Source organism: Bradyrhizobium sp. USDA 4341 (assembly GCF_054063755.1).
In genome coordinates this window covers 4,591,194-4,614,163 of record NZ_JBSSGO010000002.1, presented here as the reverse complement: position 1 = coordinate 4,614,163, position 22,970 = coordinate 4,591,194, and the positions used below count along the sequence as shown (strand labels likewise).

Annotated in this window: 24 protein-coding genes; 12 read left to right on the top strand and 12 right to left on the bottom strand. The window is 64.6% G+C overall.

Going from position 1 to position 22,970, the window contains the following annotated elements:
- The 4 genes from ACVIGB_RS27905 (at nt 1) to ACVIGB_RS27890 (ending at nt 5,963) form a co-directional block, all read left to right on the top strand.
- Nucleotides 1-417 (top strand): nuclear transport factor 2 family protein, encoded by a 417-nt coding sequence (locus ACVIGB_RS27905; RefSeq protein WP_456720222.1) that lies wholly within the window; start codon nt 1-3, stop codon nt 415-417.
- A 108-nt stretch (nt 418-525) separates the two neighbouring features.
- Nucleotides 526-2,313 carry an acyl-CoA dehydrogenase C-terminal domain-containing protein gene (locus tag ACVIGB_RS27900; RefSeq protein ID WP_456720223.1) on the top strand — a complete coding sequence of 596 codons (1,788 nt, stop codon included), beginning with the start codon at nt 526-528 and terminating at the stop codon, nt 2,311-2,313.
- A 73-nt stretch (nt 2,314-2,386) separates the two neighbouring features.
- Nucleotides 2,387-3,595: an acetyl-CoA C-acetyltransferase gene (locus ACVIGB_RS27895; RefSeq protein ID WP_212319888.1), complete on the top strand. Its 1,209-nt coding sequence runs from the start codon at nt 2,387-2,389 to the stop codon at nt 3,593-3,595.
- Between the two features lie 154 nt (nt 3,596-3,749).
- Nucleotides 3,750-5,963 carry a 3-hydroxyacyl-CoA dehydrogenase NAD-binding domain-containing protein gene (locus tag ACVIGB_RS27890; RefSeq protein WP_456720224.1) on the top strand — a complete coding sequence of 738 codons (2,214 nt, stop codon included), beginning with the start codon at nt 3,750-3,752 and terminating at the stop codon, nt 5,961-5,963.
- A gap of 538 nt (nt 5,964-6,501) precedes the next feature.
- Here ACVIGB_RS27890 and ACVIGB_RS27885 read toward each other — a convergent pair.
- From ACVIGB_RS27885 to gstA, 3 genes are all read right to left on the bottom strand, one after another.
- Entirely contained in the window at nt 6,502-6,753 is a 252-nt protein-coding gene (locus ACVIGB_RS27885; protein ID WP_456720225.1) for a hypothetical protein, read from the bottom strand.
- Between the two features lie 227 nt (nt 6,754-6,980).
- Nucleotides 6,981-7,415, bottom strand: coding sequence for a hypothetical protein (locus ACVIGB_RS27880; RefSeq protein WP_456720226.1), 435 nt, complete (start codon nt 7,413-7,415; stop codon nt 6,981-6,983).
- 168 nt (nt 7,416-7,583) lie between these two features.
- Nucleotides 7,584-8,201, bottom strand: coding sequence for a glutathione transferase GstA (gene gstA / locus ACVIGB_RS27875; protein WP_456720227.1), 618 nt, complete (start codon nt 8,199-8,201; stop codon nt 7,584-7,586).
- Between the two features lie 130 nt (nt 8,202-8,331).
- Here gstA and ACVIGB_RS27870 point away from each other — a divergent pair, with 130 nt between their 5' ends.
- From ACVIGB_RS27870 to ACVIGB_RS27860, 3 genes are all read left to right on the top strand, one after another.
- Nucleotides 8,332-8,856: a MarR family winged helix-turn-helix transcriptional regulator gene (locus tag ACVIGB_RS27870; RefSeq protein WP_092119179.1), complete on the top strand. Its 525-nt coding sequence runs from the start codon at nt 8,332-8,334 to the stop codon at nt 8,854-8,856.
- A gap of 93 nt (nt 8,857-8,949) precedes the next feature.
- Nucleotides 8,950-10,320: a glutamate--cysteine ligase gene (locus ACVIGB_RS27865; RefSeq protein WP_092119176.1), complete on the top strand. Its 1,371-nt coding sequence runs from the start codon at nt 8,950-8,952 to the stop codon at nt 10,318-10,320.
- Nucleotides 10,321-10,463: 143 nt separating this feature from the next.
- Entirely contained in the window at nt 10,464-11,018 is a 555-nt protein-coding gene (locus ACVIGB_RS27860) for a PAN domain-containing protein (RefSeq protein ID WP_456720228.1), read from the top strand.
- Between the two features lie 147 nt (nt 11,019-11,165).
- On the opposite strand, the gene ACVIGB_RS27855 is transcribed toward ACVIGB_RS27860, so the two are convergent.
- On the bottom strand, nt 11,166-12,512 hold the full coding sequence (locus ACVIGB_RS27855; protein WP_456720229.1) for a sensor histidine kinase: 1,347 nt from the start codon (nt 12,510-12,512) through the stop codon (nt 11,166-11,168).
- A gap of 17 nt (nt 12,513-12,529) precedes the next feature.
- Complete coding sequence (locus ACVIGB_RS27850) at nt 12,530-13,210, bottom strand: response regulator transcription factor (protein ID WP_456720230.1); 681 nt, start codon at nt 13,208-13,210, stop codon at nt 12,530-12,532.
- Nucleotides 13,211-13,455: 245 nt separating this feature from the next.
- Here ACVIGB_RS27850 and ACVIGB_RS27845 point away from each other — a divergent pair, with 245 nt between their 5' ends.
- Nucleotides 13,456-14,343, top strand: a complete 888-nt coding sequence (locus tag ACVIGB_RS27845) for a MipA/OmpV family protein (RefSeq protein WP_456720231.1) — start codon at nt 13,456-13,458, stop codon at nt 14,341-14,343.
- A 6-nt stretch (nt 14,344-14,349) separates the two neighbouring features.
- Entirely contained in the window at nt 14,350-15,108 is a 759-nt protein-coding gene (locus ACVIGB_RS27840) for a hypothetical protein (protein ID WP_456720232.1), read from the top strand.
- Nucleotides 15,109-15,303: 195 nt separating this feature from the next.
- On the opposite strand, the gene ACVIGB_RS27835 is transcribed toward ACVIGB_RS27840, so the two are convergent.
- The 6 genes from ACVIGB_RS27835 to ACVIGB_RS27810 form a co-directional block, all read right to left on the bottom strand.
- On the bottom strand, nt 15,304-16,407 hold the full coding sequence (locus tag ACVIGB_RS27835; RefSeq protein ID WP_456720233.1) for an IS481 family transposase: 1,104 nt from the start codon (nt 16,405-16,407) through the stop codon (nt 15,304-15,306).
- Between the two features lie 96 nt (nt 16,408-16,503).
- A complete protein-coding gene (locus ACVIGB_RS27830) occupies nt 16,504-17,070 on the bottom strand; it encodes a nucleotidyltransferase family protein (RefSeq protein WP_456720234.1) in 567 nt (188 codons plus the stop codon).
- Nucleotides 17,071-17,180: 110 nt separating this feature from the next.
- On the bottom strand, nt 17,181-17,522 hold the full coding sequence (locus tag ACVIGB_RS27825; RefSeq protein WP_456720235.1) for an MmcQ/YjbR family DNA-binding protein: 342 nt from the start codon (nt 17,520-17,522) through the stop codon (nt 17,181-17,183).
- 121 nt (nt 17,523-17,643) lie between these two features.
- A complete protein-coding gene (gene lepB, locus ACVIGB_RS27820) occupies nt 17,644-18,414 on the bottom strand; it encodes a signal peptidase I (protein ID WP_456720236.1) in 771 nt (256 codons plus the stop codon).
- Nucleotides 18,414-19,838: a metalloprotease TldD gene (tldD, locus tag ACVIGB_RS27815; protein WP_092119161.1), complete on the bottom strand. Its 1,425-nt coding sequence runs from the start codon at nt 19,836-19,838 to the stop codon at nt 18,414-18,416. The genes lepB and tldD overlap by 1 nt, the downstream gene beginning before the upstream one ends.
- A 270-nt stretch (nt 19,839-20,108) precedes the next feature.
- On the bottom strand, nt 20,109-20,579 hold the full coding sequence (locus tag ACVIGB_RS27810) for a winged helix-turn-helix transcriptional regulator (protein ID WP_456720237.1): 471 nt from the start codon (nt 20,577-20,579) through the stop codon (nt 20,109-20,111).
- Nucleotides 20,580-20,714: 135 nt separating this feature from the next.
- Here ACVIGB_RS27810 and ACVIGB_RS27805 point away from each other — a divergent pair, with 135 nt between their 5' ends.
- From ACVIGB_RS27805 to ACVIGB_RS27795, 3 genes are read left to right on the top strand one after another with little or no spacing between them, the layout of a single operon-like run.
- The gene (locus ACVIGB_RS27805) at nt 20,715-21,107 is read left to right on the top strand and encodes a DoxX family protein (RefSeq protein WP_456720238.1); all 393 of its coding nucleotides are present in this window, start codon (nt 20,715-20,717) and stop codon (nt 21,105-21,107) included.
- A 10-nt stretch (nt 21,108-21,117) separates the two neighbouring features.
- Nucleotides 21,118-21,621 (top strand): DsrE family protein, encoded by a 504-nt coding sequence (locus ACVIGB_RS27800; protein ID WP_375786711.1) that lies wholly within the window; start codon nt 21,118-21,120, stop codon nt 21,619-21,621.
- A gap of 35 nt (nt 21,622-21,656) precedes the next feature.
- Nucleotides 21,657-22,262, top strand: a complete 606-nt coding sequence (locus tag ACVIGB_RS27795) for a TlpA family protein disulfide reductase (RefSeq protein ID WP_456720239.1) — start codon at nt 21,657-21,659, stop codon at nt 22,260-22,262.
- Between the two features lie 130 nt (nt 22,263-22,392).
- Here the strand turns inward: ACVIGB_RS27795 and ACVIGB_RS27790 are convergent, their stop codons facing one another.
- Nucleotides 22,393-22,866 carry an invasion associated locus B family protein gene (locus ACVIGB_RS27790; RefSeq protein ID WP_456725061.1) on the bottom strand — a complete coding sequence of 158 codons (474 nt, stop codon included), beginning with the start codon at nt 22,864-22,866 and terminating at the stop codon, nt 22,393-22,395.
- Between the last annotated feature and the right edge of the window lie 104 nt (nt 22,867-22,970).

Below are 22,970 nucleotides of genomic sequence, written 5' to 3'. Positions count from 1 at the left end.
ATGAGCAAGCCGGGCCTCGACAAGTGGTACGCCTACATGAAGTCCCACGACACCGCCGCATTGTGGGATCTGCTGCATCCCGACGCGGTGTTCGAAAGTCCGGTCGTGCACACGCCGCAGCGTGGCCGCGACATCACCTTCAAATATCTGACCAGCGCCGCCAAGGTGCTCGGCGGCCCGACCTTCAAGTATCTCGGCGAGTGGCGCAACGACACCGGCGCGGTGCTCGAATTCGAGAACGAGATCGAAGGCATCAAGCTCAACGGCGTCGACATCATCACGTTCGACAGTGACGGCCGGATCACGCATTTCAAGGTGATGGTGCGCCCGCTCAAGGCGATCAACCTGCTGCATCGGATGATGGGCGAGGAGTTGATGAAGCAGAGCGGCGCAACGTCGCAATCACAGTCTCGCTAGGACCTGCCGCGGACCTCCCGAACCGGATAAGGTCCGTTCCAACAAACCCAAGGACAAGCTGCGCAGCATCGGTCGCGCGTGCGACCGCGAGCCAGCCGGGAGATCAGCATGCCGACCTACAAAGCCCCCGTCGAAGACGTCAGCTTCCTGTTGAACGACGTCTTCCAGATCGACCGCTACGGCAATCTTCCCGGCTTCACCGATGCGTCGGCCGATGTGCGCGAAGCGATCCTCGGCGAGGCCGCCAAGCTCAGCGAAGAAGTGCTGCAGCCGCTCAATCGCACAGGCGATCTCGAAGGCTGCAAGCGCAATGACGACGGCAGCGTCACTACGCCGAAAGGCTTCAAGGACGCCTTCAAGCAGGTCGCCGAAGGCGGTTGGCTCGGCCTGTCGGCGCCGACTGAATTTGGCGGCCAGGGCCTGCCGGTGACGCTCTCGCAGGCGGTCAACGAATTCCAGATCTCCGCCAACATGGCGTTCTCGATGTATGGCGGGCTGACCATGGGCGCGACCGCCGCGCTGCTGGTGCACGGCACCCCCGAGCAGAAGAAGACCTATGTGCCGAAGATGGTTGCCGGAGAGTGGACCGGCACCATGAACCTGACCGAGCCGCAGTGCGGCACCGATCTCGGTCTGCTCCGCACCAAGGCGGTGCGCCAGGCCGACGGCAGCTTCAAGATCACGGGCACCAAGATCTTCATCTCCGCCGGCGAGCACGACCTCGCCGACAACATCATCCACCTCGTGCTGGCCCGCATCGAAGGCGCGCCGGCGGGCATCAAGGGCGTCTCGCTGTTCGTCGTTCCCAAGGTGCTGGTCAATGCCGACGGCTCGCTCGGCCAGCGCAACGGCGTCACCTGCGGCTCGATCGAGCACAAGATGGGCATCCACGGCAATTCCACCTGTGTGATGAACTACGACAATGCCACCGGCTGGCTGATCGGTGAAGAAAACAAAGGCATGCAGGGCATGTTCGTGATGATGAACGAGGCTCGCCTCGGCGTCGCCGTGCAGGGCCTCGCGCAGTCCGAGGTCGCCTATCAGAACGCGGTCGCCTATGCGCGCGAGCGCTTGCAGGGCCGCGCACTGACCGGCGTCAAGGCGGCCGACAAGCCGGCCGATCCGATCATCGTGCATCCCGACGTGCGTCGCACGCTGCTCACCATCCGCGCCTTCAACGAGGCGGCACGCGCCATGGTGGTGTGGACCGCGCTGAAGAGCGACGTTGCGCACCGCTCCAACGACCCGAAGGATCGCCAGGCCGCCGACGACCACATGGGCCTGATGACGCCGGTGCTGAAGGGCGTTCTGACCGACACCGGCTTCGCCAACACGGTCTCGGCGCAGCAGATGTTCGGCGGCCACGGCTATATCGCCGAGCACGGCATGGAGCAGTTCGTGCGCGATGCCCGCATCGCGATGATCTATGAGGGCGCCAACGGCATCCAGGCGCTCGATCTGGTCGGCCGCAAATTGCCGCGCGACGGCGGCCGTGCCGCGATGGCGTTCTTCGGCGAGGTCACGGCCTTCGCCAAGGAGCATGGCGGCGACGAGGCGATGAAGCCGTTCATCACCCCGCTCTCGACAGCTCTCGGCCATCTGCAGCAGGCCACCGGCTGGCTGATGCAGAACGCGCTGACCAAGCCCGACAATGCCGGCGCCGCGGCGACCGATTTCATGAAATTGTTCGGCCTCGTCGCGCTCGGCTACATGTGGGCGAAGATGGCCAAGGTGGCGCAGGACAAGGCCGCCGCCGGCGCCACGCCCTACCTCAACACCAAGCTCGTGACCGGCCGCTTCTTCATGGAGCGGCTGCTGCCGGAGACCGCCGTGCATCTGGCCCGGATCCAGAGCGGCAGCGCCACCACGATGGAATTGGCCGCGGAAGCGTTCTGAAAAATTGCCGCCGCACCCGTGCGGCGGCGCTTCCTTCCGTATATATTATGATCCTCATATCAAGGAGGGCGTCATGCCTGAGGCATACATCTACGATCACGTTCGTACCCCGCGCGGCCGCGGCAAGGCCGATGGCGCGCTCCACGAGGTCACCGCGCTGGCGCTCGCCACGGTGCCGCTGACGTCGCTCAAGGAGCGCAACAATCTGCCCGAGGACTCCGTCGACGACGTCATCCTCGGCGTGGTCGATCCGGTCGGCGAGGCCGGAAGCGACATCGCACGCTTTGCCGCGCTGAAGGCCGGCCTCGGCGAGAAGGTGCCGGGCGTGCAGATCAGCCGCTTCTGTGCTTCCGGCCTCGATGCCGTGAACTTCGCCGCGGCCCAGATCATGAGCGGCCAGCATGAGCTCGTGATCGGCGGCGGCGCGGAATCGATGAGCCGCGTCGGCATCGGCGCCTCCGGCGGCGCATGGCCGATGGATCCCTCGATGGCGGTGCCGGCCTATTTCATGCCGCAGGGCATCTCGGCCGATCTGATCGCGACCAAATACGGTTTTTCGCGCGACGACGTCGACGCTTACGCCGTGCAGAGCCAGCAGCGTGCGGCCAAGGCCTGGGATGAGGGCCGCTTCAACAAGTCGGTGGTGCCGGTCAAGGACATCAACGGCCTGACCATCCTCGCCAAGGATGAGCACATGCGCCCGACCACGACGATGCAGTCGCTGGCGCAGCTGCAGCCGTCCTTCGCGGCGATGGCGGCGATGGCCGGCTTCGACGCGGTGGCGATCCAGTCGCATCCCGAGGTCGAGAAGGTCAACTACGTGCATCACGCCGGCAATTCCTCCGGCATCGTCGACGGCGCCGGCGCGGTGCTGCTCGGCAGCAAGGAGGCGGGGGCCAAGCACGGCCTCAAGCCGCGTGCCAGGATCCGCGCCTTCGCCAATATCGGATCGGAGCCCGCGATGATGCTGACCGGCCCGGTCGACGTCACCGAGAAGCTGTTCGAGCGTTCCGGCATGAAGAAGTCGGATATCGACCTGTTCGAGCTCAACGAGGCCTTCGCTTCGGTGGTGCTGCGCTACATCCAGGCGTTCGACATCGACAACGCCAAGATCAACGTCAATGGCGGCGCGATCGCGCTCGGCCATCCGCTCGGCGCGACCGGCGCGATGATCCTCGGCACCGTGCTCGACGAACTCGAGCGCACCAACAAGGAGACGGCGCTGGTGACGCTGTGCATCGGCGGCGGCATGGGCACCGCCACCATCATCGAGCGCGTGTAGCCGAGCAGGCAGCGCGTAGGGTGGGTTAGCCGAAGGCGTAACCCACCATGTCACCGCGAGAGAGCTGGTGGGTTACGCTTCGCTAACCCACCCTACGAGATCGAGACGCAACCGCCGCGCCTGAGATCGGCCGCTGGCACCGAGGGAGCAAAAGATGGCTTACAAGAATTTCAAGTTCGACGTTGACGCCGACGGCATTGCGCTCGTCACCTGGGACATTCCGGGCCGCTCGATGAACGTGTTCGACGAGGTCTCGACCCAGGAGATCGGCGAGATCATCAAGCAGACGACCAGCGATGCCGCGATCAAGGGCGTCGTGATCACCTCGGCCAAGGAGGCGTTCTGCGCCGGTGCCGACCTCTCGATGCTCGAGGGCATGAACCGCAGCTACGCGCAGCTCTTCAAGGAGAAGGGCGAGGAAGCCGCGAACCAGATGCTGTTCGAGCAGAGCCGCCAGATGTCGCAGTCGTTCCGCGCGATCGAGACCTCGGGCAAGCCGTGGGTCGCCGCGATCAACGGCCTCGCGCTCGGCGGCGGCTTCGAGATCACGCTGGCCTGCCACTACCGCGTCGCGGCCGAGAACCCCAAGACTCGCCTCGGCCTGCCCGAGATCAAGGTCGGCCTGTTCCCCGGCGCGGGCGGCACCCAGCGCGTGCCGCGCCTGGTGTCGCCGCAGGACGCGATGCAATTGCTGCTCAAGGGCGAGGCGGTCAATCTGACCCGCGCCAAGGCGCTCAACCTGATCCATGCCGTCGTGCCAGCGGCTGATCTGATCAAGGCCGCGAAGGACTGGATCAAGGGCGGCGGCAAGGCGGTCGCGCCGTGGGACGAGAAGGCCTTCAAACTGCCCGGCGGCCCCGTCTTCTCCAGGATGGGCATGCAGATGTTCCCGGCCGGCAACGCGATCTATCGCCGCGAGACCTACGACAATTATCCGGCCGCGCGCGCCATCATGAGCTGCGTCTATGAGGGGCTGCAGTTGCCGATCGACGCCGCGCTGCGGGTCGAGTCGCGCTACTTCACGCAAATCCTGCGCTCGAAGGAAGCGGCTGCGATGATCCGCTCGCTGTTCCTGTCGATGCAGGAACTGAACAAAGGTGCGCGCCGCCCGGCGGGCGTGCCGCCGACCAAGGTGAAGAAGCTCGCCGTGATCGGCGCCGGCTTCATGGGCGCCAGCGTCGGCTATGTCTCGGCGCAGGCCGGCATCGACGTCGTGCTGGTCGATCGCGACCAGGACAGCGCCGACAAGGGCAAGGGCCACGCCAAGACCGTGGTCGATGGCCTGGTCGCGAAGGGCCGGATGAAGCAGGAGGCGGGCGACACCATCCTCGCGCGCATCTCGGCCACTGCGGACTACAACGTGATCTCGGACTGCGACCTCGTCATCGAGGCCGTGTTCGAGGACCGCAAGGTCAAGGCCGATACCTATGCCAAGGCCCAGCCGCTATTGAAGTCGGGCGCGATCTTCGCCTCCAACACCTCGACCCTGCCGATCAATTCGCTGGCCGAGGAGTTCAAGGACCAGGGCAAGTTCATCGGCATCCACTTCTTCTCGCCGGTCGAGAAGATGATGCTGGTCGAGATCATCCTGGGCAAGAACACCGGCGACGTCGCGCTGGCGACCGCGCTCGACTATGTCCGCGCGATCGGCAAGACGCCCATTGTGGTGAACGATTCCCGTGGCTTCTTCGCCAACCGCTGCGTGATGCGCTACATCTCCGAGGGCAATGAGATGCTGCTCGAGGGCGTGCCGCCGGCGATGATCGAAAACACCGCCAAGATGGCGGGCATGCCGGTCGGGCCGCTGTCGCTGCAGGACGAGGTCGCGCTCGATCTCGGCCTCAAGATCACCAAGGCGACCGAGGCCGATCTCGGCCCCAACGCGATCGACCAGGCGCAGAAGAAGCTGATGGTCGAGATGGTCGAGAAGCAGGGCCGCTTCGGCCGCAAGAACGGCAAGGGCTTCTATGACTATCCAGAGAAGGGCAAGGGTCAGAAGAGCTTGTGGCCGGGGCTCGCCAATCTGCAGCCGAAGCAGCTCGATCCCGACACGCTCAGCGTCGAGGAATTGAAGCAGCGCTTCCTGGTGGTGCAGGCGGTGGAAGCCGCGCGCACCGTCGAGGATCACGTCATCACCGACGTGCGCGAGGCGGATGTCGGCTCGATCCTCGGCTTCGGCTTCGCGCCGTTCACCGGCGGTGCGCTGTCCTACATCGACTTCATGGGCACCAAGAATTTCGTCGCGCTTTGCCACGCCTTCGAGAAGAAATTCGGTTCGCGCTTCACGCCGCCGAAGCTGCTCGAGGAGATGGCGGCCAAGGGCGAGACCTTCTACGGCCGTTTCCCGCCGAAGAAGCAGGCGGCGTAAGCGCTGTCGTCTTTCAAAAACGCGATGAGATCGCGAGGTCTCTCCCCTCCCTCTCCCCGTTCTTACGGGGAGAGGGTTGGGGTGAGGGGCCATCTCCGCGAGCTTGATGCAGCGAGTGCGCGGAGATTCCCCCTCACTCGGATTGCATCTGCCTATGCAATCCGACCTCTCCCCGCACGCGGGGCGAGGTGATGCGGAGTCCGCTGCTCGACCTCAGCAAAGTCATCGAGCTCCAGGATCGCAAGGAATCAAGCCGGTCATCGATCCGACTTGATCCTGTTGCGTGACGGTCGCGCAGGTCAAAGTCCCGCCACGCTTGCTCCCCACTGGCACCATGCTGCTGGCATCACTCTTGCTGGTCGATCGCCAAGACGATCACCAAAGATGACGATCAGGGTTGGGGTGTCCTGCAATGCGTTCTGTGCTCAAGGAAGGTGCCGCTGAGGTCACGGGCAAGCATCCCGTCTCGCTCTCACCGCCGCGACGAGGGAATCCGCTGCGCTTGCGGGGCAAGGGTCCTTCCTGGTTCGGCCTGGTGCTATTCTTTCTGGCCGTGGACCTTGTGCTCGCGGCGGCCGCGTGGAATGCCGTCGACTTCTTCCGCCATTGAGCCGTCATGGCCCGGCGAGAGCACAGCGCCGGTGAGATAGGCGATCTGGTTGAATGCGAGGCAGGCGACGACGATCGGGGCGCCAGTGGCAAAGGCATAGCCGTCGGATTGGAGCACGATTGCCGCGAGCACCGCGATCAGCGGCGACACCAGCATCAAGGTCCAAACCCGAAAGTACAAACTGGTTGCCAGCCCGACGAGCGCACTGGTCAACAAAAGCGTAAAGGCGATCGTCACATTTTTAGACCAGTTGGAGCGGAGGGCGCGCCTTAGGTCATAGTCGGTCAGTCGGATCGCTCGAACAAGGACAAGAACGCCCTCAGCCGGAAGTACACCGACTTAGTCTTAATCGGTACAATGCGGATCAAATTCGATTTGTTCCAGCGCGTGCCAAAAGTTTGCCCTGCTCATTTCTCCCTGAAGGCGCGGTGCACCTGGTCGGCCAGCGGCTTCATCAGATAGGACAGCACGGTTCGCTCGCTGGTCCGGATGAAGACCTCGACCAGCATGCCCGGCAGCAGATGCGCGGTCGCGAGCTTGTTCAGCGCCGACGGCGGAATCGCAATGCGTACAAGGAAGTAGGTCGGAGCCGTCTTGTCGTCGCGCGAGACGTCGGTGCCGATCCGGCTGACCTCGCCTTCGATTTCAGGCGTGGTGCGCTGGTTTAAGTTGGTGAAGCGCAGCACCGCTGATGCGCCCAGCTTGACCTGATCGATATCTTGCGGCGCAACATGCGCGATCGATGCGGTGAGCTGGCCGCGTTCGCCGAGCAGCCGCGCCGAATCCCGTTGCAGCGCGCTGAGGCGCGACAGCGAGACCAGGCGTTGCTCCCAGAGCTGCACGCCGGTCAGTTCGTTGGCGATCTGAAAATTGCAGGGAAAGGGCGAGACCGGCCCGGAAATCGGCGTGCTGCACAGTGATGCTTGACGCGACCTCTTCGGTCGAGCGCAGAAAAAAGGGCCGGATCTTTGATCCGGCCCCTTCACGTCTGATGAAACCGGCTCGAGAGCTCAGGCCGCCTTCAGCAGGCCTTCCTTCTTCAGCGCTTCCTGCACCTTCGGGCGCGCCGCGACGCGGGCTTTGTAGGCCATCACATTCGGCAGGCCGGAGAGATCGAAACCGAGCCGATCGGTGGCCCACATGATCATGGTGAAGAGGTAGCCGTCGGCGACCGTGAACTGGTTGCCCATCAGGTATTCGCGTCCGGCGAGCTGGCTCTCGACATACTTGAACTTGCCCATGGCGCGGTCCTTGAAGAAGGCCTTGGCGTCATCGGCGAGCACCGGCGAGAACATCGGGCCGAGATTCTTGTGCAACTCGGTCGTGATGTAGTTCAGCCATTCGAGCAGCTTGTAGCGCTCGTTGGAGTCCCGCGCCGGTGCCAGCTTCCTGTCGGCGACCCTGTCGGCGATCATCTGGATGATGATCGGCCCTTCGGTGATCATTTCGCCGGTATCCAGCGCCAGCGCGGGCACCTGGCCCTTGGGGTTCACTTGCAGGAAATCGTCGCCGTTTTCGAGCTTCTTGGCGCGCAGATCGACCTTGACCAGGTCGTAGGGCAGGCCGGCCTCGAGCAGGGCGATGTGGGGGGAGAGGGAGCAGGCACCGGGGGAGTAATAAAGCTTCATGGGGGTATTCCTTCCCTTGTTCTTGGCGTCCGGAGAGGGATTGCCTACATGCACCTGCATGAAATAGTCAAGATTGATGCAGATGCATTCAGTGCGGTACAGTCGGTGCCGGGACCTTATGGGCTAGACGATGAAACGCAAGCTATCGAGCGAGGCGACGGCCGCCTGGATCCGCCTGATGCGGGTGCCGAGCCGGGTGCTGGACTGCGTCGAGCAGGATTTGAAGAAGGCCGGCTTTCCGCCGCTCGCTTGGTATGACGCCTTGCTCGAGCTGTCGCGCGCGCCGTCGGGCGAGCTGCGCCCGGTCGAGCTCGAGCGGCAGATGCTGATCCCGCAATATTCGACCTCGCGGCTGATCGACAAGCTGGTCGACGAGGGGCTTGCGGCCCGGCGCGAATGCAAGATCGACAAGCGCGGCCAGTTCGTCGAGATCACCGAGGCCGGTCGCGAGCTCCAGAAGAAGATGTGGAGCGCCTATTCGGCCGCGATCGACAAGCATGTCGGCTCGAAACTGTCCGATGCCGACGCGGCCAGGCTGTGCGGTCTGCTCGACCGTCTGGGCTGCTCCTGCGGCGACGCCAAAGGTGACACCAAGGTCGATGCAAAGAGCGATACCAAGGCCGCGCCGGCGCGAGACGGCGTACCTGCCCGATGATATTCCTGACCCCATCATCCGCGGCCGTTGTGGCCCGCGGATGTCCCTGCCACCGCGCGCCTTCGATCGAAGCGCCCTTGAGTTGGATTTTCTATGGCGCGTGACCAGATCGACATGACGCCGCTGCAATCGCGCGACGAACTCGTGGCGTGGATTGAAGCCGGCGTGAAGCCCGAATCCGAATTCCGGATCGGCACCGAGCACGAGAAGACCCCGTTCACGCTCGAGGGCCATCACCCCGTGCCCTATGAAGGCGCGAAGGGCATCGGCGCGCTGCTCGAGGGCATGAAGCTCCTGCTCGGCTGGGAGCCGATCATGGAGTGCGGCAACATCATCGGGCTCTATGACGTCACCGGCGGCGGCGCGATTTCGCTCGAGCCGGGCGGGCAGTTCGAATTGTCGGGCGCGCCGGTCGAGACCGTGCATCAGACCCAATCGGAGCTGATGGCGCATCTGGCGCAGGTGCGGGAGATCGCAACCCCGCTCGGCATCGGCTTCCTCGGCCTCGGCATGACGCCGTCCTGGTCGCGGGCGCAGATCCCGGCGATGCCCAAGGGCCGCTACAAGATCATGAGAAATTACATGCCGAAGGTCGGCAAATACGGCCTCGACATGATGTTCCGGACCTGCACGGTGCAGACCAATCTCGACTTCTCCTCCGAAGCCGACATGGTGAAGAAGCTGCGGGTGTCGCTGGCGTTGCAGCCGATCGCGACCGCCTTGTTCGCCAACTCGCCCTTCACCGAAGGCAAGCCCAACGGCTTCCTGTCGTTCCGCTCCGAGATCTGGCGCGACACCGACAATGCGCGCAGCGGCATGATTCCGTTCGCATTCGAGGACGGCATGGGCTTCGAGCGCTATGTCGATTACGCGCTCGACGTGCCCATGTATTTCGTCAAGCGCGGCGAGGAATATATCGACGTCTCCGGCTCGTCGTTCCGCGATTTCTTCGCCGGCAAGAATGCCGCCATCCCCGGCGAGCGTCCGACTCTGTCGGACTGGGCCAATCACCTGTCGACGATCTTCCCCGAGGTGCGGCTGAAGCGTTACCTCGAAATGCGCGGCGCCGACGGCGTGCCGTGGGGCCGGCTGCCGGCGCTGCCGGCGTTCTGGGTCGGGCTGCTCTACGACAATGACAGCCTCGATGCCGCCTGGGACATCGTCCGGCACTGGACCGCGGCGGAGCGTCAGGCGCTGCGCGACGACGTGCCGCGTTTCGGCTTCAAGTCGCGGATCAAGGACCGCTATCTGTTCGAGATCGCCAAGGAGTGCCTGATCTTGTCGCATGCCGGATTGCGGCGGCGCGGCCGGATCGATCATCTCGGACGCGACGAGAGCCGCTTCCTCGAACCGCTCGAGCGCATCATCGAAACCGGCCGCTCGCCGGCGGAGGAGATGCTGGAGAAGTTCAACGGCCCGTGGAAGGGCTCGGTGGAACCGGCCTATCAGGAGTACGCTTTCTAGTCCCCGCTTGGCCTGAATTCGGGTTCGGAACGCGCGCGGACGGCGGTGGTGTCGCACCCGCCGTTCATCAGCCGTACAGGTTCATGGCGTTCAAATGACGCACCGCGGAGTGCGCGGGGCTGTGCGAATTTGAAAGCAATATCATGGGGATAGGTCGCCTCTTTAGGGCGTGGATGGTGATGTTCGCGGTTTTTGCGGCCGCTTTCGTCGCACGCCCGGCATTGGCGCAGACCAATTTCGACCGTCCCGGCGGCGACTACCAGAATGCGCCGGTGACATCAGGCGATCCCGCCGATTGCGCGCTCACCTGCGAGCGTGACCGCCGCTGCCGCGCCTGGAGCTTCAACTATCCGACCGACGCCAATAATGGCGCGGTGTGCTGGCTGAAGAACACCGTGCCGGCGCGGGTGCAGGACGTCTGCTGCGTCTCCGGGGTGCGTGGTGCGGGCGTGGTCGAACCGCGCAACGGCGCCATCGAAACCTCGATCGACCGCCTCGGCGGCGACTACAAGAATTTCGAGCTGAAGAGCAGCGACGGCGACGAGGCCTGCCAGGCCGCCTGCACCGCCGACAACAAGTGCCGCGCCTGGACCTACGCCCGGCCCGGCTATGCCGGCCGCGACGCGCATTGCTTCCTGAAGAAGGAGATCAAGCCGCCGCGCCGCAAGGCGGGGTTCACGTCGGGCGTGGTGCGGTAGCGCCACCGCGCATCGTCGGTGCGTAACCTGATCCGGGAAAAGAGGCGACGCCCTGGCAGGCGCTCGGGCATCCCGGATGCGTCGCTGGGTGTTGACTGGCCTCTGGATGCGATGATCGCCCATCCGATCCGCATCAACCGGCCGCCCTCAGGTTACCCCGGCCGCGCGCTGAATTGGCATGGCCAACGCGGCCTCCGGAAAGCGAAGGCAAGCGGTCGTTCCCTGTCCGCGGTTCGACGCAATGACGAGCTCACCCCCGTGCGAGGCCATGATCTCCTGCACGATCGACAGGCCGAGGCCGGCGCTGTTCCTGGCCGTGCCGCCGGTCTGGAATGGCTCGATCAGCTTGCGCTCCGAGCCCGGAGCGAGTCCGGCGCCGTCGTCGCTGATCGATACGCGGCCGCGGCTGAGGCTGGCCCTGATGCATCGGGCGCCCCGGGCGTGAATCAGCGCGTTGCCGACCAGGTTGGCCAGCGCGCTCCTGACAGCAGCTTCGACGCCCTGCACCATGGTGGCCGGTTCGTCGCTGTGTTCCAGCGAGAGTTCGATCCCGGCGTCCAAAGCCGACGGGCTGAAATCTGCCAGCACGTCGCGCGTCACGGTCGCAAGGTCGATCGGCCGCTTTTCGAGCGTCCCGTTTTGCAGCCGCGCCAGGTCCAGCATGGCCGAAACAAGCGATGTCAGCCGGCGGACATCGTGAATCAGCTCCACCCGCAAGGCGGGATCGGCCACGTCCTCGACCCTGGCGCGCAGCAACGTCAGGGGGGTGCGGAGCTGATGGGCGGCATTGCCCAGGAACCGGCGCTGCATCCGGATGTAGGCGTGGATCTCATCAAACGCGCGGTTCAGCGCTGTGGCTAGCGGCTTCAGTTCTGCGGGGACCCGATCGAGCGAAATCGATCCCTGCGGCGCGGCCGGATCGATCGCGAGCGCAAGCTTTGTCACCCGTTCGATGCTGCGCGCCACGAAGCGCGCGGCGAGGAACACGCCGATCGCCACGATCAATACGTACCCCGCCGCGTAGAGGGAAATCTCGATCAGATTTTTCAGGATGAACCACATCGCGATCTGGTCAGGACGGACGTGGGCGTTTCCGATCATCATCACGAGTTCGGGGACGTGGCCGCTGTGCATCACCGCCATGCAGAACGAGCTATTCTGGTCGAGCGACTTGAGCATGGAAAGACCGCTCGGTCCGACAAAGGGCAGCGAAACCGGAAGCTGTGGCCTGCGCTCGCGCCCGAATTCGCTCGTCATATCGCCATAGGCCACGACGTACCACAGATCCGGGCTTTGGGATTTCAGCTCTTCCAACCGGGCGGTGGGGCGGACTGTGAGGCTGTTGCCGGGGTTGACCTCGGTGGCGCGGCCAAGAACGTAGGCGGCCGCAAAGCAGCCGCTGCGTTCGGGCTCCTGCGCGATGAACAGCCAGAACACGAGGCCGAGCGCGGCGAAGAAAATCACGGCGGCGGCCATCCCGAGCGAGAGCGTCAATGTCCGTGCGATCGACGTCATCGGATATTTGCCATCCTGAGAATGTAGCCGATGCCGCGCATGCTGCGGATCTCGACGTTGCTGCCAAGTTCGGACAGCTTCTTGCGAAGCCGAGACACCTGTGCCTCGAGCGTGTTGGATTCGATCTCGTCGTCGAATCCGTAGATGGCCTCGATCAGCGCCTCGCGGGCGATGACGCGGTCGCGTCGCATCAAGAGCGCCTCGAGGATCAAGGCCTCGCGGCGCCGGAGCAGGACCTTGTGGCCGGCGACGGTCGCCTCGTTGGTGCCGATCTTCAGTTCGACATTGCCGAACGAAAGCATTGACGACACGAATACGCGGGGCCGCCGCAGCACGGCCCGTGCTCTCGCGATGAACTCCTGCGGCTCGAAGGGCTTGCCCAGATAGTCGTCGGCGCCGCCGTTCAGCCCGTCGATCACGTCTTCCTTGGCGTCCTTGGCGGTCAGCATGATGATGGCCGGCCTGTCCGGCTGTCGGCTCAGCGTCGTGACGATATTGAGCGCATCGCCATCGGGCAGCATTCGGTCGACGATCGCCAGATCGTAGTTGAAACTGCTGAGCGCATGCCTCGCGTCCGTAACGGACTCGACGATGTCGATAACGCCGCCGAGCTGTCCGAGCAGCCGGTCGAGATAGGCGGCGATTTGCGGTTCGTCTTCGATCACGAGAAAGCGCACAGACCTTCCCTCGCATGGTCGGCCGATGATCTTGCAGACGATTGTGTCGGCATCGCGCCAGCGATGGTTCAGCGCTCGCAGCACTCATCGACAGTTCGCTCTGACAAGACAAGCCACGAATCTTTGCGCGCCTTGCGGGCGCTCGCGGCGCGGCAATCTTCGGGCAATGTTCACAGGCCACCTACCCGCGACCATGCAGCAACCCTTCCCACAAGGCCCAGGTCAGAGGTTTTGAGCATTCCGCCATGCGAGAGTTCTCCCGTTCTTGCGCGGCGAAGACCGCGCGTCGTGCCGTCGTTGCTGCTCTTCCTGCCGCATTCGGCGTTGTCGCGGCCTTTCCCGGTCAGGCTGCCGCGCAAACCGCGTTCACGTTGCCGGCTCCGCCTTTTTCAGTCCCTTTCCTGCCCTCGGTCTCGGGCAACTGGACTGTGATGATCGGCGCGAGCGGGGCGTCCAGACCGGATTTCGAGGGTACAAACCACAGCAAGTTCGCCCCGGTCCCGATTTTCGCGATCCGTCGCCCCGGCACCGTCGACCAGTTTCGCAGCCCGCGCGACAACGCGAGCATCGCGATCGTCGACTTCGGTGATTTTCGGGCCGGCCCCGTCGGCAAGTTCGTGTCGTCGCGAAAAGCGAGCAGGTATTCCGAGCTCAGCGGTCTTGCTGACGTCAACGCGGCCTTCGAGCTCGGCGGATTCGTCGAATACTTTCCGGTCGACTGGTTTCGTGTGCGCAACGAGACGCGCCAGGGCCTCGGCGGGCACCACGGCATCGTTTCCGACTTCTCGGCGGACTTCATCGTGCCGGTGTTTGGCGGCCTCACCGTTTCCGCCGGACCGCGCTTCACGGTGGAGACCGCGAAGGCGGTCTCGCCCTATTTCAGCATCGATACCGTGCATGCGATGGCGACCGGGCTGCCGGTCTTTGACGCCAAAGGCGGGGCGCATTCGGCCGGTGTCGGCGCGCAGCTGTCGTATCGGATCAATCCGAAGTGGGAAGTTCATTCCTATGTCGAATATGATCGACTGCTCGGCGACGCCGCGAAGAGTCCGATCGTGACGGTCCGCGGCTCGGCAAATCAGACCACGTTCGGCGTCGGCGCCTCCTATTCATTCGACGTCAAGGTTCAATGAGAGCCCATGCGACGCAGCGGTCGATGTGCGAGCTTCGCGGCGGTCGTTCTTGTCGCCGCAACTGTGGCCGGGTGCGCGACGTTTGCGACCAGCGACAGCAAGCTGCAGGCGGTCAAGACCGTCGGCATCATTTCGGCGGTCGGCGATCAAGTGACCGTCGCCAAGGGAGGGCTCACGGGCCTGGACAATGGCAGCAAAAGCTTCCCGATCGAGCCGTGGGGGCTTGATGATCTGATCGTCCAGCAGGCGACGGCGGCGCTGGGCGGCCGCTTTCAGGTGCAGCCGGTCACCTACAGCCGTTCCGCCTTTGCCACTATCAAGGATTCCGTGTTCACGCCCGCCAACCTTGTTCGCGGCGATCCGTTCAAGCAGCTGGTTCGGACCGAGGTGTCTCCGCAAGGGCTCGATGCGTATATCGTCATCACCAAGGCGCAGGCGGCTTACGGTGGCGGCCACCGAAAGGTCGAAGGCGTCGGCTTCATCACCTACCACACGGTGACGGAGTCCTACAGTCAGATCTATGCGCTCTACGAAATCAGGGTGATCGACGGCAAGACGTTTGACGTCATCGACAAGAAGGCGGCCCAGCCGCTGGGCAATGCGGGGAATGTCCCGCTCGCCGGTCCGAGCCGGCCGGTCGACGGGAATTTTCCGATCAGCTCGGGCGATGGCAACGATGAGGGTCTGCACCGGGCGATTGTCGACCTCATTACGCGCAGCCTGCCGGCGACGTTGGGCGACATGCATCTCGCGGCTGTCCGCTGATACCAATCAACAAGCTGGGAGAACTGCTTTGGAGACGTCGATGTTTGACCGGTACTGGTTCCTGCTGGCCGTCTTGCTTGGCGTTGCCGTGATTTTCCTGGTGAGTCTGAGCTTGATCATCTACGCCTAGATCAGGCACGCAGCATCGCAAGAACCGTGCGGGCGAGATCAAGCCGCCGCGCCGCAAGGCGGGATTCACGTCGGGCGTGGTGCGGTAGCGCCGCACATACATCTGTCGTCCCTGCCTAGTGCGCAATTGCGCACGGGAGCAGGGACCCACCACCGATGCAGGTTGTTGTCCGATCCCGGAATGACGAGTCCCATTCGCCACGTCCGCCGCGGAGTATGGGTCCCTGCTTTCGTGTTTGGTCCCGTGTGATTGGCGAGGGCCTGCATTGGGGCCAGGTAGCCGAGGCATTTGAGGCGAGTTCGGTTGTAGTCGTGGACGAACTTGGCGATGAAGGCGTCCCGATCGGCATGGTCGATGAAGGTGCGCCTTGCACTGCCGCGCTTTTGTTCGCGGCCAATGGCTTCGGCGATACGGCGGTTGAAGCGTTCAACGAGACCGTTGGTCTGCGGGTGGTAGGGCTTGGTCAGGCGATGCTGGATGCCGCGCTGCTTGCAGACCTGATCAAAGGGGTGGTCGCCGGACGGTTTCCCGACCGGCTTGTTCTTCTTGTCGACAGCAAAGCGGTCGGTGAACTCGGCGCCGTTGTCGGTCAGGATGGTGTGAACCTCGTGCGGGAAGTCGGCCAGGAAGCGTTTGAGGAAGCCGGTCGCGGTGGCTCCGTCCCGCCTGGAATGGATCTCGACAAAGACGTAGCGGGTGGCGCGGTCGATGGCGACGAAAGCATAGCTGGTGCGGCGTTGCAGAGCCGGCAGATACTTCACGTCGATATGGATAAAGCCGATGCTGGCGGTCTCGAAGATACCGGGCTTGGGCTTGTCAGGCTTGGCAAGCCGGCTGATGCCATTGCGCTGCAGGCAGCGGTGAATGGCGCTGCGGGACAGCTTGGCATTGATGCATCGCTGCATCACCTCGACGATGTCGTCCAGCGGCAACTGCAGCGACGTCCGCAACTCGCAAACCGCTCGCTCTTCGACGGCCGACAGGCTGGTCGTGAGGTTGTTCGGCCGGTGCGAACGGTCTCCAACCGTGGTGCGGCCGCGCCAGCGGTAGATCGTGGTCTCGCTGACCCCCAGTTCAGCCGCCAACTGGGCAACCGACTTCTTGCTGCGCTGGATGTAGGCGCGCGTCTTGGGTGTCGTGGTGGCGTTCGCGTGCAGGTTCAGTTCCATGACACGAGGTGCTCCCTGACAAAGGCCACGCCTCGTTCTACACCGATTCCATCCAACCAATCAGCAGGGACCAAACACTTTCGCAGGGACGACAGGCTACGCCGCCGCCAGCACCGTGATCTCCGGCCATAGCGCCTTCCACCGCGCCGCCTTCTTCGCATAGTTCGCCGCGGAAAAATTCGCGGTGAGGTTCGGCCGCACGATCATGCCGGCGACATCGTCGAAACCGTTCGGCGCATAGACGTCGTAACCATCGGTGCTGCGGCGGATGCCGATCTGCGTGGTCGCGGTGAGGAAGCGATCGATGCCGTCGGTCGAGCGCGACAGTGCGGGATAGGGCAGGCCGTGCTTGTCGGGATACCAGAGATGGACGCGGGCCTGGTTGCGCGCCTCGATCGCAACCCCGAGATGCCCGAGCCGTGCCTTCAGCTCGCGGATCACTGCGTCCTCGGCCTCCCACGACGTATCCGGATCGAAATAGAAGATGTCGTAGTCGCTGATGCCGTGATCGATCGGCCGGCTCGTCAGCACATTCCACACGGTCTGCACCAGGCAGCCGGACACCAGCCAGGCATCGGGCAGCGCAAGGCGATATAGCTCGTCCGTGATCGCTGGATTGACAGGGTTGCGCAGCGCCGCATCGAGGAATTGGTCCCGAGTCATATTTCCGGGTCTCTCGCCGTCATTGCGAGGAGCGAAGCGACGAAGCAATCCATCGATCCGTTATGCCGTGACATGGATTGCTTCGCTGCGCTCGCAATGACGAGAAACCATTACCCGGTCGCGTCGTAGTCCCTGACCGCTTTCTTCGATGCCAGCGTGCACCAGTGCCGGCGCAGCAGCGGCTCGACGGTCGTGCGCTTGGCCTTCGACAGGCGGATCAGCACGATCGGATAATCGCGGTAGTGATCGGTGAAGTAGAACACCGTCGGCTGGCTCTCGACCAGCATGTCGCGCTCGTCCGGCGGCACGCCGGGCATCACCAGGCTGTCGCCGTCTTCCTTGAGCCGCGCCAGCATCTTCTTGCGCACCTTCAGCGCCGGCGTGCCGTAGGACGAGCCATTCTCGACCTCCGGCCACGCCAGCGCGATGTGCCTGATGTCGTCGAAGGTCACGGCTGGTGCCTCGCGAAGAATGTAGCCCGGATGAGCGAAGCGATATCCGGGATGGTCTCGACACAAGCCCCGGATGTCGCTTCGCTCATCCGGGCTACGTGGGCTACGGGTCTGTTCGAGCTTACTGCACCGAGGTGAAGAAGCGTGCGAGGCGGAAGCCGGAGAGCCAGGTCCAGACCGGCTGGCTGCGGATGCCCATGTCCCAGGAGCCGACCACTGCATCGGCGCGGCCGATCAGATTGTCGATCGGCAACAGACCGACGCCTCCGTCGCGCACCGGCACGCGGCTGTCGGCGGAATTGTCCCGGTTATCGCCGAGCACGAACAGATTGCCGGGCGGCACCGTCACCTCGGCCGTGTTGTCGAGCCGTCCATTGTCGCGGATCTTGAAGATCGCGTGGCTGACGCCGTTCGGCAGGGTCTCGATATAGCGGTAGGCATCCTCGCCGCCGCCGCGATCGTCCTCGGCAAAGCCGGTGCCGTCGGGCTTCAGCGCGGCCGGATGATCGTTGATGAAGAGCTGGCCCTGCCGCATCTGGATGCGATCGCCGGGCAGCCCGACCACGCGCTTGACCCAGGCCTGTGAGCGGTCGCCCGGCCAGCGGAACACGACGACGTCGCCGCGCTTCGGCGTCTCGCCGAACACCCGGCCGGTCTCGGGCAGGGTGATCTGGATCGGCAGCGACGCCGCGCCGTAGCCGTAGGGAAATTTCGAAGCGACCAGCGCGTCGCCGATCAGCAGCGTCGGTTCCATCGAGCCCGACGGCACGTAGAACGGCTCGGCGATCGCGCCCTTGGCAAGGAACACGACGGCCACGATCGCGGCGAGTTGCACGGCCTGCCCGCGCCAGCTGGTCGGCTTGGCCGCCACGACTTCGTTTCCGCTGGTCACTAGCCTGTTCCTCCGACCGTAATCCGTTCCATCCGCAGCGTCGGCTGGCCGACGCCGACCGGCACGCCCTGGCCGTTCTTGCCGCAGGTGCCGATTCCCGTATCGAGCGCAAGATCGTTGCCGATCATGGTGATCCTGTGGAGATCGGTCGGTCCATTGCCGATCAGCATGGCGCCCTTCAGCGGCGCGCCGAGCTTGCCGTTCTCGATCTTGTAGGCCTCGGTGCACTGGAACACGTACTTGCCCGAGGTGATGTCGACCTGGCCGCCGCCGAAATTGGCGGCATACATGCCGTTCTTCACCGAGGCGATGATCTCGGCCGGGTCGCGGTCGCCGGACAGCATGTAGGTGTTGGTCATGCGCGGCATCGGCACATGGGCATAGCTCTGCCGGCGGCCGTTGCCGGTCGGCTTCATGCCCATCAGCCGGGCATTCTGGCGATCCTGCATGTAGCCGACCAAGACGCCGTCCTCGATCAGTACGGTGCGGTTGGTCGGGGTGCCCTCGTCGTCGATCGACAGCGAGCCACGGCGCGACGCCATGGTGCCGTCATCGACCACGGTGACGCCCTTGGCTGCGACCTGCTGGCCCATCAGGCCGGCGAAAGCCGAGGTCTGCTTGCGGTTGAAATCGCCCTCGAGCCCGTGGCCGACGGCCTCATGCAGCATCACGCCGGGCCAGCCGGCGCCGAGCACGACATCCATCTCGCCGGCGGGCGCCGGCACCGATTCGAGATTGACCAGCGCCTCGCGCAGCGCGCCGTCGGCGGCATCGCGCCAGGCCTTGGTCTCGATGAAGCGGGCATAGCCCTCGCGGCCGCCATAGCCCTTGCTGCCGCTCTCCTGCCGGTCGCCCTGGCCGGCGACCACGGAGATATTGACGCGCACGAGCGGACGGATGTCGCGATAGCTCTCGCCGTCGGGCCGCAGGATCTCCACCACCTGCCAGGTCGCGGTGAGGCTGGCCGAGACCTGCCGCACCCGCGGGTCCTTGTCCCGGACATAGGCGTCGATCTCGCCGAGCAGTTTTACTTTTGCCTCGAACGCCGGGCCATCCAGCGGGTTCTCGTCGCCATAGAGCCTGACATTGGTGTGGGCCGGTGCCGCGGCGAAAGTCCCGGCATAGCCGCCGCGCACCGCCGCCACCGCGTCCGCCGCGCGAATCAGCGCCGGGATCGAGACGTCGGAGGAATGCGCATATCCGACCGCGTCGTCCTTGACGGCTCGCAGGCCGAAGCCCTGCGAGGTGTCATAGGTCGCCTGTTTCAGCCGGCCATTGTCGAACACCAGCGCCTCGGTCTGCCCGAACTCCAGGAACAGCTCGCCGTCGTCGGCGCCTTCAAGTCCGCGGGACACCTCGCGGCGGACGGCATCGCGGTCCAGATTGGCGCGGTCGAGCAGGGAGGTGGTGGCAGGATTGGTCATGGTCACTCCGACGCAGTGCGATTCCTTGGCGATTCCTTGTCATCCTTGCCTGAAGCGCAGCTGATTGCCAGTGCGGAACCCGCAGCAGGACTTTCGGGCGATTGAAGCAGAGACGAGCGGAAAACTCACCTTACAACCCGGAAACCTGTGCCGGTCCCGGTTGAGGCCTGGACGGCGATCGGCAAAGATAGTGTTTGGGGTGGCAAACCGGGAGTGCCTGCGGCTATGCGGTCGATCACGGCAGCCCCCGGGATCCTCACCTTGTCGTCATCACCCCGCCCGCCGATCCGCCTTCTGCGGCTGGCTTTCCGGCTCGTCGGCATCGCTCGATTGCGATGCCGGCTTCGGCTGCGCGCCACCGGCGGCGCCCTGTGCCGAGGTCGGAAAACCATGCTCCTGCGCCCACCTGTACAGCTCGTCGAACACCGGTTTGAGCGCCTTGGCCGACGGCGTCATCTCATACTCGACCCGCGGCGGCACCTCGGGATAAACCGTGCGCTTGACCAGGCCGTTGGCCTCGAGATCGCGCAGCTGGGTGGTCAGCATGTGCTGGGTCACGCCGGGGATCGCCTGCCGCAATTCGCCGAACCGGCGCTTGCGCTCGACCAGTTGCCAGAGGATGTCGCCCTTCCATTTCCCGGCCAGCACCGAAAGTGCCCGATGAAATTGCGCCGACAGGTCGCCGTTGCACGGCTTGGACGCAGCAGGAGGCTCGGTGGGCTCAATAGTCATCTTTTTCATACTACCTCACAAAAAGCATCCTACTTGTTCTTTTCATCTTACTCCCGAATTTAGTGCGTCGAAAGCCGCGGGCCGGTCGCCGAATGGGCGGGTGGCCGCGCGGTCCGGTCGATTCGAACATTTGGGGAGTCATCCATGTCAGTTGCCGTTGCCGCAGCGCCGTCGCGCTGGAAATCCGTCACGCTGTGGGTCGTCAGGGGATTGCTCACGCTGGCCTTTGCCGCAGCCGGTGCGGCCAAGCTCTATGGCGTGCCGATGCTGGTCGAGGAATTCGAGCATATCGGGCTCGGCCAGTGGTTCCGCTATTTCACCGGATCGTTGGAGCTGCTCGGCGCGGTCCTGATCCTGGTGCCGCCGGTCGCTGCCTTCGGCGGCCTGCTGCTGAGCTGCATCATGGTCGGCGCCACGCTGACGCATCTGTTCGTGATCGGCGGCTCCCCGGTGCCCGCCCTGGTGCTGCTGGCGCTGAGCGCGATCGTCGCCTACGCCAAGCGCAGCCAGTTCGCCCTGGTCCCGAGCGCACCGTGAGGTGGGCGCGATGCGCGTCTCTCGCCGCATCCTGACGCTGGCCGCGGGGCTCGCGCTGGCCTTCGCGGTGCCGTTCGCCGTGACATTGCTGCTCACCGGTTCAGTCGCGGCGGTGTCCAAACCGGAGGCGAAGAAGCCCGAGCCGCGCGTGCACCATGTGGTGCTGCCGATCAACAGCGACGACCCGACCACGATGCGGGCCCTGATCTCGACCGCGCTCAACCTCCCGAAATATTATCGGGAGCGCAACGAGCCGTTTGAGATCGAGGTCGTCGCCTACAATGCCGGCGTCCACATGCTGCGCGCCGATACCTCGCCGGTGAAGGACCTGTTGCGGGTGGTGCGGGGGCTCACGCCGGACATCCGCTTCGTGGTCTGCGAAGCCACCAAGCTCGGCATGGAGCGCGCCGAGGGACATCCGCTGGTCTTGCTCGACAATGTCGATCTGGTGCCGAACGGGCCCGGACGCATCATCGAATTGCAGGAAGCCGGCTGGTCCTACATCCGGTCCTGAGCGATCTGGCTATCAACGCAAGCGGAGAAACCGACATGACTTCTGTTCGCGTGCCCACCCGCCGTGCCGTCGTCGCCGGCATGATCGGCGCCGGCGCCTCGCTCGCGATGCCGGCAGCTCCGGTCCGCGCAGCGTCGGGCGGGCCGCCGCCATTCGGCACCGTCCGGCACCAGTTCACGCTGGTTCAAGGCGCCCGCCCGGTGCCGCCCGTTGCGATCCCGGCGCTCGCCGGCGGCGCGCTCGATCTCACCGCGTTCAAGGGCAGGCTGGTGCTGGTGAACTTCTGGGCCACCTGGTGCGCGGCGTGCCGGACCGAGCTGCCGATGCTGGATCGCCTCGCCGCCAGCGGCCGCAGCGACCTCGCGGTCGTCGCTGTCAGCACCGATCGCAACCGCGCGCAGGTCGCGCCCTACGTCAAGCAGCTCAAGCTGCGCCACCTTGCGATCGGCTTCGATCCCGGCGGTCTCGTCTCGCGCCTCGACGCCGCCGAGCTCGACACGCCGTTCGCGCTCTACGGCATGCCGATCTCGTTCCTGATCGGCATCACGGGACAGGTCGAGGGCTACATGACGGGAGAGGCGGACTGGTTGTCGGCGGAGGCGGACGGGTTGTTCGATTATTATGCGGGCGGTGGGCGGTGAGATGGCGTAGCCCGGATGAAGCGCAGCGAAATCCGGGGCTGGTCAATCCGCGATTGGAGCGGCCCCGGATTGCGCTACGCTCCATCCGGGCTATGTGCTGCTGTGCCTTGTGAGGCAGCAGGGTGAGTCGCTACGGTAATTTGTCATAACCCTCCGCCAAGCCGTTCAGGCTGAGCGGAAAGCCGATGCCCTCTTCCGGGGTCTCGAAGATGATGAACGTCGCGGTCTTGGCGTTCTTGAGCTGGCCGAGCAGCTTGTCGTCCATCACGACCTCGGCGACGCAGCCATTGGGCAGGCATCGGACAAAACCGGCGCGGCCGACGTCCTGGTTGTCGAGCTTCAGGCCGAGGCCGGAGGGCAAGAGCACACCGAGCGGGGCCACCACGCGCATCAGGCGGCTCTTTTGGTCGGCGGTCTTCAGCACGATCACGGTCAGGCCGGCATTGGAGCGGTCTTCGGCTACCACGCTCTGGATCAGCGCGCATTGCTCGGCCTGGGCGCCGGGCGGGGTGTCGCAGCGGATCTGCCAGTCGCCATGGACCGAGCGCACCGCGCCCTGCGCGTTTGCCGGCCGGGTCAGGCCAAAACAGAGGGCCAGAATCATGAGACCGCCGAGCCAGAAGGCCGCCGTCAAACGCAAATCCCTTGCCTGCAAATCCCTGGCTTGCAAATCCTTGGCCTGAATGTTCGAAGCGCCCATCCGGGTCG

Excerpts from the sequence above, each read along its gene's own strand:
- ACVIGB_RS27895 (WP_212319888.1), top strand. The coding sequence starts at position 2,387 with ATGCCTGAGGCATACATCTACGATCACGTTCGTACCCCGCGCGGCCGC.
- ACVIGB_RS27810 (WP_456720237.1), bottom strand. The coding sequence starts at position 20,579 with ATGAAAAAGATGACTATTGAGCCCACCGAGCCTCCTGCTGCGTCCAAG.
- ACVIGB_RS27795 (WP_456720239.1), top strand. The coding sequence starts at position 21,657 with ATGACTTCTGTTCGCGTGCCCACCCGCCGTGCCGTCGTCGCCGGCATG.
- ACVIGB_RS27800 (WP_375786711.1), top strand. The coding sequence starts at position 21,118 with ATGCGCGTCTCTCGCCGCATCCTGACGCTGGCCGCGGGGCTCGCGCTG.
- ACVIGB_RS27900 (WP_456720223.1), top strand. The coding sequence starts at position 526 with ATGCCGACCTACAAAGCCCCCGTCGAAGACGTCAGCTTCCTGTTGAAC.
- ACVIGB_RS27845 (WP_456720231.1), top strand. The coding sequence starts at position 13,456 with ATGCGAGAGTTCTCCCGTTCTTGCGCGGCGAAGACCGCGCGTCGTGCC.
- ACVIGB_RS27805 (WP_456720238.1), top strand. The coding sequence starts at position 20,715 with ATGTCAGTTGCCGTTGCCGCAGCGCCGTCGCGCTGGAAATCCGTCACG.
- ACVIGB_RS27790 (WP_456725061.1), bottom strand. The coding sequence starts at position 22,866 with ATGATTCTGGCCCTCTGTTTTGGCCTGACCCGGCCGGCAAACGCGCAG.
- ACVIGB_RS27830 (WP_456720234.1), bottom strand. The coding sequence starts at position 17,070 with ATGACTCGGGACCAATTCCTCGATGCGGCGCTGCGCAACCCTGTCAAT.
- ACVIGB_RS27905 (WP_456720222.1), top strand. The coding sequence starts at position 1 with ATGAGCAAGCCGGGCCTCGACAAGTGGTACGCCTACATGAAGTCCCAC.
- ACVIGB_RS27860 (WP_456720228.1), top strand. The coding sequence starts at position 10,464 with ATGGGGATAGGTCGCCTCTTTAGGGCGTGGATGGTGATGTTCGCGGTT.
- tldD (WP_092119161.1), bottom strand. The coding sequence starts at position 19,838 with ATGACCAATCCTGCCACCACCTCCCTGCTCGACCGCGCCAATCTGGAC.
- ACVIGB_RS27890 (WP_456720224.1), top strand. The coding sequence starts at position 3,750 with ATGGCTTACAAGAATTTCAAGTTCGACGTTGACGCCGACGGCATTGCG.
- gstA (WP_456720227.1), bottom strand. The coding sequence starts at position 8,201 with ATGAAGCTTTATTACTCCCCCGGTGCCTGCTCCCTCTCCCCCCACATC.
- ACVIGB_RS27865 (WP_092119176.1), top strand. The coding sequence starts at position 8,950 with ATGGCGCGTGACCAGATCGACATGACGCCGCTGCAATCGCGCGACGAA.
- ACVIGB_RS27835 (WP_456720233.1), bottom strand. The coding sequence starts at position 16,407 with ATGGAACTGAACCTGCACGCGAACGCCACCACGACACCCAAGACGCGC.
- ACVIGB_RS27870 (WP_092119179.1), top strand. The coding sequence starts at position 8,332 with ATGAAACGCAAGCTATCGAGCGAGGCGACGGCCGCCTGGATCCGCCTG.
- ACVIGB_RS27840 (WP_456720232.1), top strand. The coding sequence starts at position 14,350 with ATGCGACGCAGCGGTCGATGTGCGAGCTTCGCGGCGGTCGTTCTTGTC.